The sequence below is a fragment of the Pseudomonas sp. H1_A03 genome (assembly GCF_054685145.1).
This window is the reverse complement of record NZ_CP162829.1, coordinates 1,072,600-1,088,947: the sequence shown is the minus strand read 5'-3', so window position 1 is coordinate 1,088,947 and position 16,348 is coordinate 1,072,600. Positions and strand designations below refer to the sequence as shown.

At 52.5% G+C, this 16,348-nt stretch carries 15 protein-coding genes; 9 read left to right on the top strand and 6 right to left on the bottom strand.

The features are described 5' to 3' along the window. Positions 1-73 precede the first annotated feature (73 nt). The 5 genes from AB4O35_RS05170 to AB4O35_RS05150 are packed head-to-tail and all read left to right on the top strand — an operon-like array spanning position 74 to position 5,936. A complete protein-coding gene (locus tag AB4O35_RS05170) occupies positions 74-643 on the top strand; it encodes a heteromeric transposase endonuclease subunit TnsA (protein WP_065880384.1) in 570 nt (189 codons plus the stop codon). After that, on the top strand, positions 640-2,562 hold the full coding sequence (locus tag AB4O35_RS05165; RefSeq protein ID WP_065880277.1) for a DNA-binding domain-containing protein: 1,923 nt from the start codon (positions 640-642) through the stop codon (positions 2,560-2,562). The genes AB4O35_RS05170 and AB4O35_RS05165 overlap by 4 nt, the downstream gene beginning before the upstream one ends. Beyond that, positions 2,559-3,446, top strand: coding sequence for a TniB family NTP-binding protein (locus AB4O35_RS05160; RefSeq protein ID WP_065880276.1), 888 nt, complete (start codon positions 2,559-2,561; stop codon positions 3,444-3,446). Before AB4O35_RS05165 ends, AB4O35_RS05160 begins: the two co-directional genes overlap by 4 nt. Further along, positions 3,407-4,522, top strand: a complete 1,116-nt coding sequence (locus tag AB4O35_RS05155) for a TniQ family protein (RefSeq protein ID WP_083228065.1) — start codon at positions 3,407-3,409, stop codon at positions 4,520-4,522. Before AB4O35_RS05160 ends, AB4O35_RS05155 begins: the two co-directional genes overlap by 40 nt. A gap of 40 nt (positions 4,523-4,562) precedes the next feature. After that, on the top strand, positions 4,563-5,936 hold the full coding sequence (locus AB4O35_RS05150) for a hypothetical protein (protein ID WP_139114614.1): 1,374 nt from the start codon (positions 4,563-4,565) through the stop codon (positions 5,934-5,936). On the opposite strand, the gene AB4O35_RS05145 is transcribed toward AB4O35_RS05150, so the two are convergent. After that, the gene (locus AB4O35_RS05145) at positions 5,923-7,737 is read right to left on the bottom strand and encodes a hypothetical protein (RefSeq protein WP_460149566.1); all 1,815 of its coding nucleotides are present in this window, start codon (positions 7,735-7,737) and stop codon (positions 5,923-5,925) included. The genes AB4O35_RS05150 and AB4O35_RS05145 overlap by 14 nt on opposite strands. 540 nt (positions 7,738-8,277) lie before the next feature. Further along, complete coding sequence (locus tag AB4O35_RS05140; protein WP_065880271.1) at positions 8,278-8,586, bottom strand: hypothetical protein; 309 nt, start codon at positions 8,584-8,586, stop codon at positions 8,278-8,280. Between the two features lie 348 nt (positions 8,587-8,934). Here AB4O35_RS05140 and AB4O35_RS05135 point away from each other — a divergent pair, with 348 nt between their 5' ends. From AB4O35_RS05135 to AB4O35_RS05120, 4 genes are read left to right on the top strand one after another with little or no spacing between them, the layout of a single operon-like run. Continuing rightward, positions 8,935-9,255 carry a hypothetical protein gene (locus AB4O35_RS05135; RefSeq protein WP_065880383.1) on the top strand — a complete coding sequence of 107 codons (321 nt, stop codon included), beginning with the start codon at positions 8,935-8,937 and terminating at the stop codon, positions 9,253-9,255. 21 nt (positions 9,256-9,276) lie between these two features. Next, positions 9,277-10,488, top strand: coding sequence for a PfkB family carbohydrate kinase (locus AB4O35_RS05130; RefSeq protein WP_065880270.1), 1,212 nt, complete (start codon positions 9,277-9,279; stop codon positions 10,486-10,488). Next, entirely contained in the window at positions 10,485-11,090 is a 606-nt protein-coding gene (locus AB4O35_RS05125) for a 7-cyano-7-deazaguanine synthase (RefSeq protein ID WP_065880269.1), read from the top strand. The genes AB4O35_RS05130 and AB4O35_RS05125 overlap by 4 nt, the downstream gene beginning before the upstream one ends. Next, positions 11,068-11,748: a nitroreductase family protein gene (locus AB4O35_RS05120; RefSeq protein WP_139114613.1), complete on the top strand. Its 681-nt coding sequence runs from the start codon at positions 11,068-11,070 to the stop codon at positions 11,746-11,748. The genes AB4O35_RS05125 and AB4O35_RS05120 overlap by 23 nt, the downstream gene beginning before the upstream one ends. Here AB4O35_RS05120 and AB4O35_RS05115 read toward each other — a convergent pair. The 4 genes from AB4O35_RS05115 to AB4O35_RS05100 form a co-directional block, all read right to left on the bottom strand. After that, complete coding sequence (locus AB4O35_RS05115) at positions 11,683-12,516, bottom strand: 8-oxoguanine DNA glycosylase (RefSeq protein ID WP_065880268.1); 834 nt, start codon at positions 12,514-12,516, stop codon at positions 11,683-11,685. The genes AB4O35_RS05120 and AB4O35_RS05115 overlap by 66 nt on opposite strands. Then, positions 12,516-13,154, bottom strand: a complete 639-nt coding sequence (locus tag AB4O35_RS05110) for a DNA adenine methylase (RefSeq protein WP_256548020.1) — start codon at positions 13,152-13,154, stop codon at positions 12,516-12,518. Before AB4O35_RS05110 ends, AB4O35_RS05115 begins: the two co-directional genes overlap by 1 nt. A gap of 174 nt (positions 13,155-13,328) precedes the next feature. Then, positions 13,329-14,054, bottom strand: coding sequence for a hypothetical protein (locus tag AB4O35_RS05105; RefSeq protein WP_460149565.1), 726 nt, complete (start codon positions 14,052-14,054; stop codon positions 13,329-13,331). A gap of 814 nt (positions 14,055-14,868) precedes the next feature. Beyond that, the gene (locus AB4O35_RS05100; protein WP_065880265.1) at positions 14,869-15,849 is read right to left on the bottom strand and encodes a toll/interleukin-1 receptor domain-containing protein; all 981 of its coding nucleotides are present in this window, start codon (positions 15,847-15,849) and stop codon (positions 14,869-14,871) included. Positions 15,850-16,348: the final 499 nt, after the last annotated feature.

Sequence of the window (16,348 nt, the reverse complement as noted above, 5' to 3'; positions counted from 1 at the left end):
GATCAAGCCCACCAAGCGCAGCGTCTCCGGTGTATTCCCCTTTAGAGGCGAAGGTGGGATTCCTTACGAATCCATGCTTGAACGAGACTTCCTATTTCGGACTGAATTCTCAGGTGAAGTCTTGGAGATCATTCACCAGCCAGTGCTGATCCCATTTCAGAAGAATGGTCGGTCATACAACTACACCCCCGATTTCCTGGTTTATTACCGGCTCGGTAATCGACATTACGAGAACTATCCAAAGCCGATGCTCGTGGAAGTGAAGCCTCAGGAGGCTTGGCAGGAAAATTGGAGAGGGTGGCTTTCAAAATGGAAAGCCGCCTGGCGTTATGCGAGAGATCAGGGTTGGGTATTTCATATCCATGATGAAACGAGAATTCGCGACACAGCCTTCTTCAACATCCAGTTTCTCGAGCGTTACGCGCGGATGAATTTTGCTCCAGAAGATAGCGCTTGGATTATCGATTCCGTACGCGATATGGGCATTGCGCCTGTGCACTATCTCCTGGCAACGCATTCCTGCTCGCACTACCGAGGCCAAGGCATCAGCCACCTCTGGCACCTCATCGCCACGCGCAGACTGGAGTGCGACATCCGACTTCCTCTCAATGAGTTTTTGGAAGTTTGGGTGCCAAATCGATGAGCAAAAACACACCGCTTGATGAAGATCTAATCCCGTTTGAACCAAACAGGATTCAGATGGCGATTGAGATCGGAGCGATGGTCGGTCACGGTGACTATGTGTACCGAATCGCACAAATTCTTGATTTCAAAACCGTCGTTGGAATTGAAGTCGAGTCCGGCAAGGCTTCAGCACTGCCTATCGGCGCATTAAATCCGTTGAAGAGGCAGAAGGTAGATGGGCTGTACGTAAACTACGATGTCGCTTCTATCGGTGTGAAGGATTGGGCCACTGCTCGTGAGCGATTTGCCACGATAGAGCCTCTCTTGGGGGGAGGCATCGTTGGCCGGCGTGAGGTCCAGGCGAGAAGCGAGGCTACGGGAGTCGACGTTTCTACGATTTACCGTTGGCTCAAGCTCTACAAAGAGTGGGGAGAACTCCTGTCGCTAGTCCCACGCAAGCGAGGTTGGCAGGAGGGAAACGCTCGGATTTCACCTGAGGCAGGTCAGATCATTGAGCGAGTGCTCAAAGACTTTTACCTGAAGAAGCAACGACCTACGATCCAGGCCACTATCAAGCGCATCAAGGAAACCTGTGAGGCGGAAGATGTTACTGCTCCCGGCGTTTCAACCATCAGAGAAAGAATCAAGAGCGTACCTGATCGGGAGTTCCTCCGCGGTCGAGGTTTTGCTGAGAAGGCTAGGAACAAGTATTCGCCATCGCCAGGCTCATTCCCCGGAGCATCTTATCCTCTAGCTGTAGTACAGATTGACCATACGCCTTTGGACGTTCTCCTGGTCGATGATGTCCACAGAAAATCAATTGGCAGGGTCTGGGTAACGTTCTCGATCGACGTCCATACCCGCATGATTACTGGTTACTACTTAGCACTGGATGCGCCTGCTGGCATTTCCGTTGCGATGTGCGTAGCTCATTCCATTCTCCCTAAGGAAGAGTGGTTGATAGCGCATGGCATTGACGGCGAATGGCCGGTGTGGGGAATCCCAAAGATTTTGCACTCGGATAATGGGCCCGACTTTCAGTCAGGGGATCTGAAACGGTCGTGTTCCAATTACGGCATCGAAAACCGTTTCCGGCCGGTAAAACGTCCTAAATTCGGCGGCCACATTGAGCGCTTGATGGGTACGTTTGCGCAGACTCTGAAAGACCTGCCCGGCAAGACTTACAGTAACAAAGAGGATCGGGACGGCTATGATTCTGATGCAAACGCAGCACTGACTTTCAGCGAATTTGAGAAGTGGCTGGTCAGGGAAGTCCTGATTTACAACGAGTCTTACCACTCCGGGATCTACATGAGTCCCAGCAGAAAATGGCACCTCGGCATTTTCGGTAATGCTGACCTCGACCCCCTTGTGGGGGTGCCGCCAAGACCGTCTGATGCTTATACGATCCAGCGAGATTTTCTGCCTTCATTTGAACGTACGATTCAGCACTACGGTGTGCAGTTGGACGTCTTTTATTACTCCGAAGCGTTACGGCCCTGGATCAATGCCAAGGACGAAAAAACCGGGAAGACGCGCACTTTCATTTTTCGTCGGGATCCGCGTGACATCAGCATGCTTTGGTTTTTCGACCCCTTACTCAAGCAGTATTACAAAATTCCTGTGGCGAACCAGGCGTTCCCCGCCGCAAGCGTATGGGAGTTTCAGGCGGCTAAGAAAAAGGCCGTCGATGAAGGTCATGCAAATGTGAACGAGGCTCTCATCAAAAGGTACATCTTGGAAAATCGCGAGCTCGTTAATCATTCAGAGTCGACAACCAAGAAAGCTCGACGCCAGGCGCAGCGCCAACGGGTTCACTCCAAGGGCTCGACGCCTGCGAATCCAACTCCTAAGCCGGTCCAAACAGCAACTCCTCTTCCTATCGAGTTCAGCGACCTGATCTCCGGAGATCTGGATGACTTTGGAGATATTTCATGAGTGAGTACGCGCACATCCACCCCGACTTTCGAGCTGTGTTAAGCCTTTCCGATAAGGAGCGCATCCATTTTCTAAATGAGCCACGCTGGATCGGCTACCCGGCGGCGCAGAAACTCATCGAGTTGCTAAGGCACATGATGGAGCTGCCTACTCGTGCACGTATGCCGAACTTGCTGATCGTCGGCGATTCAAACAATGGCAAGACGACCATACTCGACCGCTTCAAAGAATTGCACGGTAAGGGCTATGTCAACGAAAACGCAGAACCTGTAAAGCCTGTCATCATCGTTGAATCCCCGCCCACGTCAGATGAGAAAGCGCTGTACGCATCAATACTCGAAGAGTTTTGGACGCCTTACCGAGTGACCGACTCCGTAATCAAGTTGCGCTATCAGGTTATTCACCTGTTGCGTGAATGTAATGTGAAGATCTTGATTATCGATGAGCTGCATTCGCTGCTAAGCGGCTCTGCGATCAAGCAGCGCGAGCTGATGAACACGATAAAGATGTTGTGTAATGAGCTGAAAATTCCGGTGGTGGGAGTCGGAACCTCCGATGCGGTGCGTGTACTGCATGCTGACCCTCAGCACGCCAGCCGTTTCGATGTCCTGTCGCTACATCCATGGACGCTCGGGGTCGATTTTCAGCGGTTTTTAAAAGGTTTCGAATCAGTGTTGCCGCTGAGACAAGCTTCTGAACTTTTTCGCCCAGAGGTCGCTAAGGCGTTGCATGCAATCTCCGAAGGAAATACGGGCAACCTTCACCGGCTGCTCATTGAATGCGCCACGGAAGCAATCAATTCCGGCAAGGAAAAGATCGACGTAGAATTGATTAATCGAAAATCATGGCTGCAGCCTACACGTGGCATCCGCGAGTTGATGTAACGAACGCTCGGTGGCCGCTTGCTCAGAATCTGCTAGAAGATGAGCTGTTGACCTCATGGCTTGTTCGCAATGCGTTTGCTCATGGGTGCTCGCCTCTGGTTTTGACCGGGCACCTTTGGCCGTCGTGGAGGTGTTGGACGGTCGACCTCGACAGGGGGCTGGCGCCAGATCAATCTCATATTCTCTCGAAGGCCGCGGGCATTTCGATTAGTGATATTTCATCGTGCACGCTACGGCCTATAGCTCAGTCTGTTTCGCCGTGGATCGACGCTAAGACGGCAACGTGGCCATGGATACTGGTGATTGGTGGGCGCAACCGACGTCATGCTGGAGGTCTTCAGTGCTGCCCCCTCTGCCTAGAGGAGGGAGTGCCGTATTACCGGTTGTCTTGGCGCTTGGCGTGGCATACCTGTTGTGAGCAGCATATGATCAGGTTGATAGACAGCTGTCTCCACTGTGGTGCTCCCTTGCAGCCACATCGTCTCAACTATGAAGTAGCTGATTGCTCAAAATGCTATCGCTGTGGTCATCGGTTGGCAGGGCCTGATGGGCTGTGTTTGGACCCGCCAGCATTGGCCTTTCAAGTTGACGGGGATCGTTATTTAAATGGTGATCAGCGTGTCGCTGAGGGCGGGTTTGGTGATTCGCAACAATGGTTCTACCATTCGCGTTTCGTGTGGGGTTTGCTTCGAGAATCAGCTGTTCATGATACGAAAGCCTTCACTAGGTTTCGGGAGATGTTCAGCATCGGAAAGCTGAGCTCTCCTAGCTCCGGATTAGCCATTGAAATGCTGTCAGTGACTGAGCGAGTACCTTTCCTGAGTGCGGTTTGGAAGATCATGGCGACCGGGCAAGACCAACTGTACGAAGCAATTATGGAAAGCTCGATGACCCGTACCTCCGTTTCTCTTCCCGCCGGCGAATCCCCAGTAATGCTGAGGCGAGTCCTGAGTGAGCTGCCCCTAGCGCGCCCTTATAAGAAGTCGCATGCGCCTGTGCTTAAAAGGGCCACTCCGCGAGCAGTGGTTATGAGGATGTGGGCCCGATTAAAAAGAAAGGTTTTGCGCGATGGATAACTCAGCGGTTCACCCTAACTGTGATGGTTGCGGTAAGCCCATGGCCAAAGCCAAAAGAATCTATGAAGGGCTGCGCTACTGCGAAGGGTGTTATAGCAAGAAGTTTAAAAAGCGCGTTTGCCATGGCTGCGGCAATCAAGCTCGCTTGTTCGTCAAGGATCCATTAGCGACCTGCACCAAATGCCTGAACGGTCGCCCTTGTATTCGCTGCAGAAGAGTAGGCCGTCCGGTGGGCAAGGTGACCGCGCAGGGGCCTGTGTGCAATTCCTGTGCAAACTATTTCGAAGCGTCGGGGCGCTGTGAAATTTGTAATAAGTTCAGCATTCGGTTGGCCAACAAAACAATCGATGGTCAGGTCCGACGTTTCTGCACCGGATGCAGTAACGTCTCATCTGCGACGTGTCCGTGCTGCAGGCGCTATCGCGTTCTGGTGGAGTCAGCTAGTGGTGCCATGCAATGCAAACTCTGCGCAGAATTAGGTGAGGTTGCGTGCGAGGTTTGCAGCAAAAGCATGCCCGCCGGGTTAGGGCGTGAGTGCACGGTTTGCTACTGGAGAAGAACCTTTCACAAACGGTTGGAAATCAACAGTGAAGGCTTCAGCAGTCAGACCTTTAGGGAAGAGTTTAAGGCTTATGGGCTATGGTTCATCGACCAGATCGAAGCCAAAAAAGGTGCGCTTTTAATCAATAAGCACATGCTCTTTTTCGTCGAGATGGCTCAGCATTGGAGTTCCTTGCCGTCTTATGATCAGATGTTGAAGGCGTTTGGCGCAGACTGGGTACGCCGGGCGAGGTATCCCGTCCAGTGGATGATCGCCTGCAGGAATCTGGTGATCGATGACGAGCTTAAACAGAGCGAGACTGAGCTCCGGCGCATAGAGGTGATCTTAGCGTCTGCTCGGTTAGGTTCATCAAGCGCATTACTGAAGGGATATCATGACGTCCTCACCGCGCGTGCCGCGGTGCGCAAAACTTCATTGGCAACGATCAGGACTTCACTTCGTAGTGCTGCGAACCTGCTTGCACTGGGTGAGGCATCTAAATCAGGACTGTCATCCAAAACCCTGCGGTATTTGTTGATCGACACTCCGGGCACTGCTGCCTCGCTCGTGGCATTCGTCAATTACCTGAACAAAACGCTGAACCTGTCGATTGAGTTTCCCGACCCTGGCGAAACAAAGAAGCTAACGCGAAAGAAGCAGGGTCATGGTTTGCTTGCTCTCACACAACAGGCCCTGACAGGCACTGACGTCATGGAGCAGTGGTTGCCCGAGGCGCTTAGCTATTTTCACGGGGTTTCGAGGTTCAAAAAATCTGAAGTGACCACTGTGAGCGACGACGATGGTTTACTGGTGACCGTGGGGGAAGCGGAGTTCTGGATTCCATCACCAACTACCGGCTTCAAGATGGAGTAGGGGCTGCTGTCGTTTTTTCCTTCCTCTGCAGATGCATACCCAACTGCCTGAATTTTTTCACTAGGACGTTTTCATAAACGATATCGCCAGGATTCTCATCATGATCAAATCTTGTATGGCCGTATTTGGACATAGGGCCTAATTCGGAAATGGTGTCTTTAGGAATACGTCCGTGGCAGGCACATAACTTTTGTAAAATTAGCTTTATTTCATATTTGGCTGCCGTACCGTCACTGGGTAGCTCCACCATCAGGCCTCGATAGCTTTCTTCATTAAAGGATGTCAATTTCTTTCCTGAAGTTGAGAAATGTCTGATTCTTTGAATCTCAAATATGTAAAACGTGCGTGACCCGCACGTGACCCGGACGATCATTACTCCACGTATATTTCTGGTCTTCGCGCTTAAATAAGACCAGGCTTTCGCATCGGCAGCGATTGGCTCTTTTGATGCGTGCGGTCGAATCGGTTCAAGACCTGGAGTTCCCCCCTCCACGAATTCATCATCAGAAGTGAACCATTCGACTTTGGTGATTGCTTCATATTCAGTCTTCAGATCGCTGCAGCTCTTCCACATTTTCGCAAGCGCACCCTCAAGAAAGTGTTCGGGTGCATTGCCTTCGCCCTTATGGGTTCCCTTACCCCCGCCGAAAGCATCACCGGTTGAAACCTTTTGAGCGTCGTCATCACCTTGTAGGGCGGCACCTAGTTTTCCAGGTGCTTTTCTGCGCTTGGTTACGCGCGGACGCTTTTCCCCCAGTCGTTTGAAGGGAGGATCATAAAAAACTCTCGGTGAGTCTGAATCAGGAGGCTCGGAGTCGGTGAGATCCAATACTTGGTCAATTGGAATATCTCTAGAGGATTGGGTATAGACGCGCTCACCTTGCTCGCCACCGGTGGAGTCCGTCCCTTGTCGTTGTATGACGATTATGTCTCCAACGGGTTCACTCATCCCTTTGATATCAAGCATCAGAAAGACTTTGCCTTCCTCCAACCAAATACCTTTTCCCTCAATCAGTGCAGCGCCTCTGAACCAGGGCCCGGTGTCGAGGCAGGGGAGAGAGCCTTGCTTCTTTTTTTGCTTGTCGAAGCCTGCTGCAAGGGTCGCGTAAAACCGCTCGCAAATGTCTTTGGTGTAGTCATCGTAAAGCGCGTGATGTAGGAACACAGCTTCGCTGGATTTGACCCGGTGGTTTAGCTTTACCCATTTGTTTGCGTCAGGTTCGGCATCAAAATAGAACCTATTTTGTGCTTCCTTCCATGGGAAGCGTAAAAGTGTACGAACTGTTTCAGTGCTCCTGCCGTACGCGCGCACGAAAAATTCCGCGCAGGGGACGAGAATCTTCATGCCATCGTCGCTCATTAGCTCGATCAGCATGGTGTAATTGTCGGAATGATGAAGGTGTAGAGGGTGTACCAATCCTGCTTCTCGGGCAGAAACCACGCTCCAGTCGCCTTCATTAAAGGAGACTTTTCGTTCGGTGAGATAAGGCACTTTCAAGTGGCCGACTAGGTTGCCATTAGTCCAGGCACTACCGAATCTCAAACTTCCTAAATGGGTCATAGCCGCGGGAAATCGCTTGAGGTTACCCAGCATGCCATTTGGCAGCAGCCTTCGGAAAAGTACGGAGTTGAGCGGTATTGTTCCTTCGTCCCCGTTTTTCGAGAGAGCGCCGTACCACCAGACGATCCACGTCCCGTCCTCCTCCTGGAGTTTTCCTTTCAGCGTGACTCGAGCTACGGATTGGCTTGGTGGAAGCAGCTGAATGGGTGATTGCCCAAGTGAATTTATGTTTTTAATCAATTGCCCAACTCTTCCCTTATAGCTTGATATTCCCGGCTTTAACACCCAGCCATGATCGAATCAGCGATCGCGATGGAGTACAAAAAAACTTCAGCATACTGGCAGGGTCCAGGTCGCAGCTGAGCTTTTTCCGTGCAGCGGCGTATCAGGAGGAGTGGTACGCAACCGTGGGAAAACACACTAGACGGTATGCTGGCAGTTTGATAGCTTTTCAGGTTCTTCATCCTGGATGAGCGGTGCGTTAGGTCTAGGAATCGAAAGATCACGTCCACATAGGGGATGCTTTCGGCCTCGAAGTTTTTCGTGATGCGCTCGTACCACCAGACCACGACAGTTCCGCTGCGAAAGTGCCTGATGGCCTCTCCGTCATTGGTGGTGCAGAGATTCTCGCGAGGCGGGATTCGCTTTATTCGTCGATGCAATTCACAACTCCAATCGGCAAACGCTTGGAGTTTTTCTCAGTTGTGCTTGCGTCATGTCAATGCCCAAATTGCCGACCCTAAGTAATTCTAGGGTCGACAGTACGCATTGCAGTAGATATCAACGGGTACGATGTTGATAGCCGGCAGTCGTTTTTACCCATACAGCTTTGATGGGTGCTGCATTCCCGATTTGAGCAACGTACTCAATAGAGCTAGGCTCGAATTTTTCGGCGGCTTTTTTCAAAAGCTTTTTCAATTCATCCGCGACTACATTATCTTGATTCTGAACGTAGTTATAGGTTCTATGCCAAACGGTATCGACTTCGTTCAGCTTTTCCCAGCTGTTTTCAGCCAGATAGCCGTTGAAGTAATATCGCTGATTATCAATATCCGACAAATCAAGTGACAGCATTACATGAAGCGTCATCGATGCAAACTCCTAGAGTATGCAGGCATTTTTTGCCTGCCGTTTGATCTATTTGCTGACTGTCAGAGTCAGCCTTATTAGTTGTGCCAGATGAATATTGCTGTCGTCAATCGTCATAAGTATTAATCTTAAGAGGTTTAGGCTTTGTTTTGATAAGTCATCATTCGTGGTTGTGACAATTTCTGCTTGTGTGAGTAGTCGGAAGCGATCTGTAATAATTTGATGTCTCTTGTTTTTATAGGTTTATGAGGTTTGATTATTTACACAATTGAATGAAAGTGGTATGGCATTCTGCCTTTATTCTGTGGTATTGCTAAGGATTCAATCGACTCGCAAAGGGAAATGCTTATGTCTGGTTCCGGTGGTAGCTACCTGGGTCCGTCTACTCCGACCACGTCCTGTACTGCTCTTCAGTTCGATACCCAGCTCGCCTCACCGAAGGCGCAAGTGATCGCGCAACTGAGCGTCGACGACATTCTCGACATCGTGTTCGCACTGCCGGGCAATCAACAGGTTGTTTCTGCGTTGTGGAATGGAGCGGAGGCAGGAGGAATTGTCGATCCTCACTTAAATCAACTTCGCAATTGCATGAGTCAGGGCGAGCAATACGTTGCGCGTGTATTGCGCCTTGGTGGCGGACAGGTACGCGTTCGAATTTATCACGTTTAATTTCAGAGCAAGGAGAGCTCCATGATCACCATCGTGGGAGGTGTTTACCGCGAGCGATGCATGCGTCCAGCTTGGGATGATGTTTTCGGGTCGGCCGGTCGAGCGGCGACCGCAATTGCGCGTTTCGGTGGGCAGGCTGAGTTGCAGGCCTATGTCGATAGCAGCAGTCAAATCGTCATCGGCGCCCGCGCCGGCGCCGAAGGTTTTCAGTTCAACGCTGCCGGCATCCAGGCAGGGGTGACTTTCGAATACATTCATGGGCTCGCCACTCCGGATATTCGGGGTGGTGCTCAGCTCAACTCAGTGTTGCAGGCCAGCGCTGAGAAGGTTCTTCGCTTTGGTATGATCGATGGGACGGCTATCGTTGATGCTAAGCAGGCCGTGTTTGATCCGCAGAATGCTGAAGGGCCTGAATCCTTCAGAGCAAATGGTTCCTCAGCTGAACACTTGGCACTAGTTCTGAATCGTCATGAGGCTCATCTGCTGGTTACTGGATCTCGCGGGCTGTCCGCGAAGGAATTGGCCATTGCGCTGGCGACCCAAGAAGGCGCGGAGGTAGTTGTCATCAAGATGGGGCCTCTTGGGGCTTTGGTATATGACAACGGTGCTATCTCCACTGTCCCAGCTTACCGGACTGAGCGGGTTTGGAAGATTGGTTCGGGAGACACTTTTGCAGCCCACTTCGCGCTAGCCTGGATGGACAACGGTCTTTCGGCTCATGACGCTGCTGCCCTCGCGTCAAATGCGACGGCCTTCTACTGTGAGAACCAAGGATTTCCCGATCCTGCCTTACTCGCAGGCTTTAATCCGCAACCGCTGCAACCTTCCTTGAAGTATCGCGAAGGGCGCATCCCAAAGGTTTATCTCGCTGGTCCATTCTTCACGCTCGCGCAGTTGTGGATGGTTGGCCAAGCCCGTAGAGATCTGTTGGCGATGGGGTTGGAGGTTTTCTCCCCCTACCATGATGTGGGCCTTGGCTCCGCCGAGGACGTAGTGAAGAAGGATCTGGAAGGTGTGCGTGACTGCGATGTCCTCTTCGCGATTGGTGATGGACTCGATTCGGGCACGATCTACGAGATCGGCTACGCCCGGGCTTTGAACAAGCCGGTTGTTTTCTACGCTGAAAATGAATCCAAGCAGGACATGAAGATGATGGAGGGGTCTGAATGCCATATCACCGATGATTACGTCAGCGCGATCTATCAGACGGTCTGGGAGGCAGTGGTGCTATGAAGACGGGACTTTTGCTGTCTGGTGGTATGGATTCTCTGGCGCTGGCCTGGTGGAAGCGTCCCGACATTGCATTCACCCTGAACTATGGCCAGCTAGCGGCACAGGCTGAAATTGAGGCATCAAGGACGATCTGTCAGGAACTAGGCATTCCTCATCACTTGATCGAGGTCGACTGCCGCCAGTTGGGGTCGGGAGATATGGCAGGCAGTCAGGCTGATAGCTTGGCTCCCGCTTCGGATTGGTGGCCTTATAGGAACCAGATGCTGGTTACCTTGGCGGCGATGAAGGCTATCTCATTCGGTGTGACGCATCTGTGGCTTGGCACCGTGAAATCAGATGGCTTCCACAAAGATGGCTCTCCTGAGTTCATGTTGGCGATCAGTCATCTGCTCTCTCTGCAGGAGGGTGCAATGGTGGTTGAAGCACCTGCTATTGGGCTTTCCACGGCGCAACTCGTCCGTAAATCAGGGGTTTCTCCAGGGATGTTGGCGTGGGCACACAGTTGCCATAAATCGCATGTGGCCTGCGGTAACTGTCGCGGGTGCAACAAGTACATGGAGGTGTTTCAGGAGGTGGGGTATGACTTGGATCGACCTGGGTGATCCTCTACCTAGATCTTCACCTGAGCGGTATGTGCCCATTGATTGGGAAGTGGGAGAGGTCTCCTTGCTTCCGATCTGCTCAAGCGGATTGACCCAAGAGTTCGGCGAGGTGTTGGATGCGCGTACATCGCAGCGTGATTTCGGCGTTGTGAATGACCAGCAGCTTGGTGCATTTCTTTGGCATGCCTGCAGAACGCGAGGAGTTGGAGCATCAGAACTGGGCTTTGATCTTGAGCATCGGGCATCACCCTCGGCGGGAGCTATTCATCCAATCCATGTCGTTCTGAAGCGCCCTAGGTGCGAGCGGTGGTGGCTATACCAGCCTGGGGCTCACGAGCTTCGCGAGCTCAAGCATGCGGCCGGTAGACTGGCAGGGCTCTACGAGCAAAGTCTGAAAGTGCTTGAGGGGGATGATGCGGTTCGTATTCTCTTCTTGGCCGAGCCCGGGAAAACCTTGGGCAAATACCAGGACGGTTGTAGCCTCGTTTGGCGCGATGCAGGAGCTCTGCTGGCCGTGATGGCGCTCACCGCGACTGCCCAGGGTCTGAATTTCTGCTCGCTGGGTATCACTGGTGAGCCTTGGGCCAGCACTTTAGCCGATCAGGGAAAGCTGGCCGGAGTTGGTCTTGCTCTTCTTGGTGCGGCTGCGGGAGCCTGAGTCGGGTGCGTGGTGCCCGGTGCCCATGATACTTTGCACTGTGGAAGGGGAAGACATCATTTCCAACCACATCAGAGCATCAAGCTCCGAGGCTCTGACACCAAGCCCTTTGCTGAAGCGGATAAACTGTTCCTCAAGTTCGAGGTAGTGTCGCTCGACGGTGAGATTGCTCTCGAAAAACCTGCCCAGCAAACCTGCCCGCAAAATGTGGATGTCGAGGATGGCCACATCATCGGCGTCCAGCCAGTTGCGGGCCACCCATGAGGCGGTTTTGTAGCCGATCCCCGGAACGTCCAGCAGCCAGTTGCGCAGCGCTTTGCCCGTGCCAAGTGGTGGGTGTTCAGCGGACAGTTTCTGAAGGGCTGCGCAGAGGTAGCGAGCCTTCTGTTTGGCAAACCGGTATCGAACAAAACGATCTTCGATTGCCAGAGGCTCTCTAAGCCACTCGAGCAGGGTTTCCTCTGTCGGGGGCTGATCGCCAAAGGCTCCGCGCTCTTTCACATGGTGAAAGGCAGCCAAGCCAACGCTGGCAGGGATGCCGTGCCCTCCAAGGAGGCAGGCTCCGACTTCCTCTTTAAGGGTTGCTCCGAGCTTGTAGTTGATTCGATCGCCCGTCAGCCGGCGAGCATATACCTGATAGGCCCAATAAGCGGGCGTCGGGAACGCTTCCATAGCTCCCCAAGGAACGCCTGGAATGACCTCTTCGTCTGCCTTGGGCAGTTCAACGTTGAAGACCACTTGGTCCATGAAAATTGCGCCCAGCTGCATCAGGCGGCCTCCTCGGCATTGCCGTAGTGATCCTGCATCCACTGCAGTAGCTCGTGTCGTTCAATAGGGTCCAGGCTCTCAATGCGATTACGAAGTCTGGATTGGCGACGTTGAATGGTTTGACGGTCCCGAAATGTCTCGCCCATGTACCGGCTGTCGTGGAGGCGATCGGCTGGTTCAAAGTTCATCCATACCGTTTCCTCGCGGATCTCTACATGGGTCTTGGCCGGAAAATTCATCTTGCGCCATCCGTCGAGCTCGCGGTTGTAGAGATCACAGTCATAGCCCGAAAGCATCACTTTGCAAGGTAACGCGACGAGGCAGCGTAGCAAGCGGATGTGATCCTGCTCCGTGTAGTCACAACGATAGACCTTCTCTCGGCGACGTGTTTCCGCCATGTAGGGAGGGTCTACGTACACCAGTTCTTCGCCTTCAAACAAATAGCTTTGCAGGAACGTCACTGCGTCGGTCTGATGCAGTTCGCACGTGCGGGGAAGCTCCTTCTGCCATCGCTCAATAACTTTGGCGTCCAGATCCAGGCCAATGTTCCGTTGCGCCGCTTTTTTATTGCGCATGACGGCCCCGCCACCAAGGTGGGATTCGATGTATGTCTGATGCGGTGGCATCAGGTTGATCAAGCGCTGGTAGCACTTGCCTTTTCCGCCTGGATATCTCATGGGCCCAGCATCGTCAGAAATGACGATGATGTCAATGATGAGGCGCTGAGTGGTTATCGCCCGGAAAAGTAGCAGTGGTCTGAAATGCAAAAAGGCCCCGAGGGGCCCTTGCGGAGCAAAACGGCTCTCACTGTGTCAGCGTGTATTTGCGGTCTTGGCAGGCGGCGTTTGCGCTGGAGTCGCAGCGGCAAGAGGTGTTGTGGGTACGCTTGCCTGAGGCGCTGCTGGAGGCTCAGTAGTCTTGTCTGACTTGTAGTAGGCCATGGGGGCATAGATCGCAGCTATTACGCAGGCAAGGCATGAAATTCCTGTAAGCCACGTAGAGAGGGACTGGTTGCTCTGGCGTTTAAGTGCCTTGAGCAGGTCCTCGCGATAGAGGTCCAGTTTCTTCTGAGCTTTGCGCAGATTCTCGAGATGTTCCGAGCATTTCTCGTAATAGGCTTCTCGTTCCTCCGGGGCGCGCGGCTCTAGGATCAGGTCTCGAGCCTCAATGGCATCTGCCTTGATCTGGTTATAGTCCAGAATCGTTTCGCTGATGATCAGTAACCGAAAATCATCTTGGAATTTCGCGATGACTTCTAGCTGGTGCGTGACCCCGGCTTCCACAGCGTCATAGATCGCCCGCTTGCAGTGGCTTTCAGCCTTACGCAGCTGTTCTTCCGCTTTCTCATCGCCCGCAAGAAACTGGGTCATGTGAAAACCGGCGTATCGCAGTTCGTTGATGGCGGGAATCGAAAGTGCTTGGTTGAGGTTCTCAACCAGCTTGATTTTCTCTTCGGCCAGCCGGTATAGACGCACAAGCTCAATTGCTTGGGTGCGCAACTCCGGCTCCTGCGCAGCAGGAAGGGTCAAAATATTCACGGGGCAGGTTTTCTCAGAACGCGTGTTGGGCAAGCTTTTGCTTGCGGACTTCTAGCTGTTCCGAAGTGAGGTATCGGCCACGCTGAAGATTCACGTTACCGCGAGCGTAAGAGCACACGATATTGTGAGCAGCAATGTCTGCCGCTTCTTTTGAGGATTTAGCGGGTATTGCAACCCGTGAAGGGAAAAGCGCTCTTAAGAGCTTCTGGAACCACATCCTATGATCCTTCATCTGTGACTTGCCTTATAGCGCCTGCCTTGGAGCGGCAAAGTCAGCGGTTCAAAATACAACCCAAAGGGGTCTGCTGGTGATGATGTTTGGCCATCATCGTGTTTCAAAAATGCGCGCAAATTATAGAGATTGCGCAGCACTATTTCTACCACTTTGTGGAGTCATAGTGCCATTATTGTGGCACCACTATTCATGCATACCATGATTTATCTGGTTTGTATTGGTGCGTCAACACACCTCAATATCCCAGCCTCTTGAATGGTGTCCTCTTTAGAGGTGGACTGAGTCTATAGGTTCCTTGCGGCACCGCCTGCTACTAGGCTTTGAGTCTGAGCGTGGTGTCTCTGACATTAGCTCAATTGCGTCAATTTGAAACCTGGTCGCTACTATTGAATCGATGCGGTTTATGTCAGGAGTAGCCGCCAAAGAGATCAATCTTGTTAGTTACCGTTCGTCGGATACGCATGTGCTCGCTCTCCTTGCAGGGGTGATTCACAAAGCGCCGTGAGGATCGTTGGGGGCCGTTCAGCTGATCCCTGAACGGCCTTTAGCTCTGGGATTGAAGCGTTAGGCTCCTCGTCACTAGGCGACTTCGACATCCGTATCTGCTGCGTTTAATAGCACCTCCAATGCTTCGTAACCCTCATCGCGACGCATCAGGAATCCAACGATGTCTTCCGCATCAAAACTGAATGGCTCGGTAATCATGACCGTTCTGAAGAACGTATTAGCGAGGACGACGCCTCCCTGATTTAGGAATCTTTGTTCGTTCTCGCCGGTTAGCTGCTCAAAAAATGTCGACAACACTGCTGTCGCGAGTGGACGCATATCGATTGACGAGGACGATAGTTCCCAATGCCAGCGACCCTTGGTTGGGCAGAACGTAGGGCTGTCGTCGTTGAGCATGTAATTCCAGTGATCGCAGTCCCACATCCACTGTGCCGGCAGCAATGGATGGGGTGCCGCATCTTGTCGATAAACCATCACCTCGTGGGTGCGGCCATTACCCCAGATCGTCATTGGGCGCTTGCGCAGGAAGTCGAGTGCGCGCTGGCGTAACTTGAAAGCAGCCAGTTGAGAGTTGATGCCGTTTTGTACCTGTCCCGGTTTCATACCTTCGGCCACGCTCATTACGGCCATCCCGAGATCGATGTTCAGTTGGTGTAGGGGTTGCAGATTTAGGTAGAGGCGACCAGCCAGAGGGGCGGGCAGGTTGTCAGTGCATCCGTTTTCAAGAATGAGAGGGACGATACGAACTCCCGGCTCGTCGGCAATCTTGGTCAGCATCTGCAACTCGCGGAACAGCCCCGAGCCCTCTAGACGAGCAGCCCTCACATAGTCCTGGTCACATAGACACAGAACCAGTATCGGGCGCTTGGCCAATGCCTGACCAATAACAGCGTCGATTGATTCCCCATAGGCGATGCTGTCCCGATCCCAAAATACGTCGTGGTTCCAATCCACACTGCTAACGATGCGCTGACGTACCCATTCCTTGTTTTCTAATCCATTGCCCCATGCGTAGGAAATGAAGATCGAGCCACGGTGTTCTACTTCTGTCATTTTTCACTCTCTGGGATTTGTTGAGAGCGGCAACAGCCAGGCCGCTTGACTGGATTGACGGCATAGGAGCAAGCATCAATGAAGGAGACCCTACTTGGAAAAAATTAGAGCAGCTATCAGTGTCATGGGGCTCGCGCGCGCCGCAGAGGATTTCTCAGAGAGGGGTGTCGGCTCTGCACCCGTCTAGGCATAGGTACGTGATTAGCACTATTCTAAATCGTGGATAGCAACGAATTAGAATGGGTATACTCCCAACATGAGATTTGTACCTGCCCAAGTCAAAGAAGCCATCGGAATCTCCGAAGAGACATTCCGGCATTGGCGACAAACACTTGCACCCTTGAAAGGGAAGCGGGGTTACGGCCCTTGTTTTTCCTCTGGTGATCTACTCTCGCTTAAGGTCGTGGCTCAGTTGCATGCATTGGGTATTCAAGTGCGCCACGTCGCCCCCTATGCTGATGCTTTATTCCAGAGCTGCTCTCAAGTGGCCTGGTTTGGT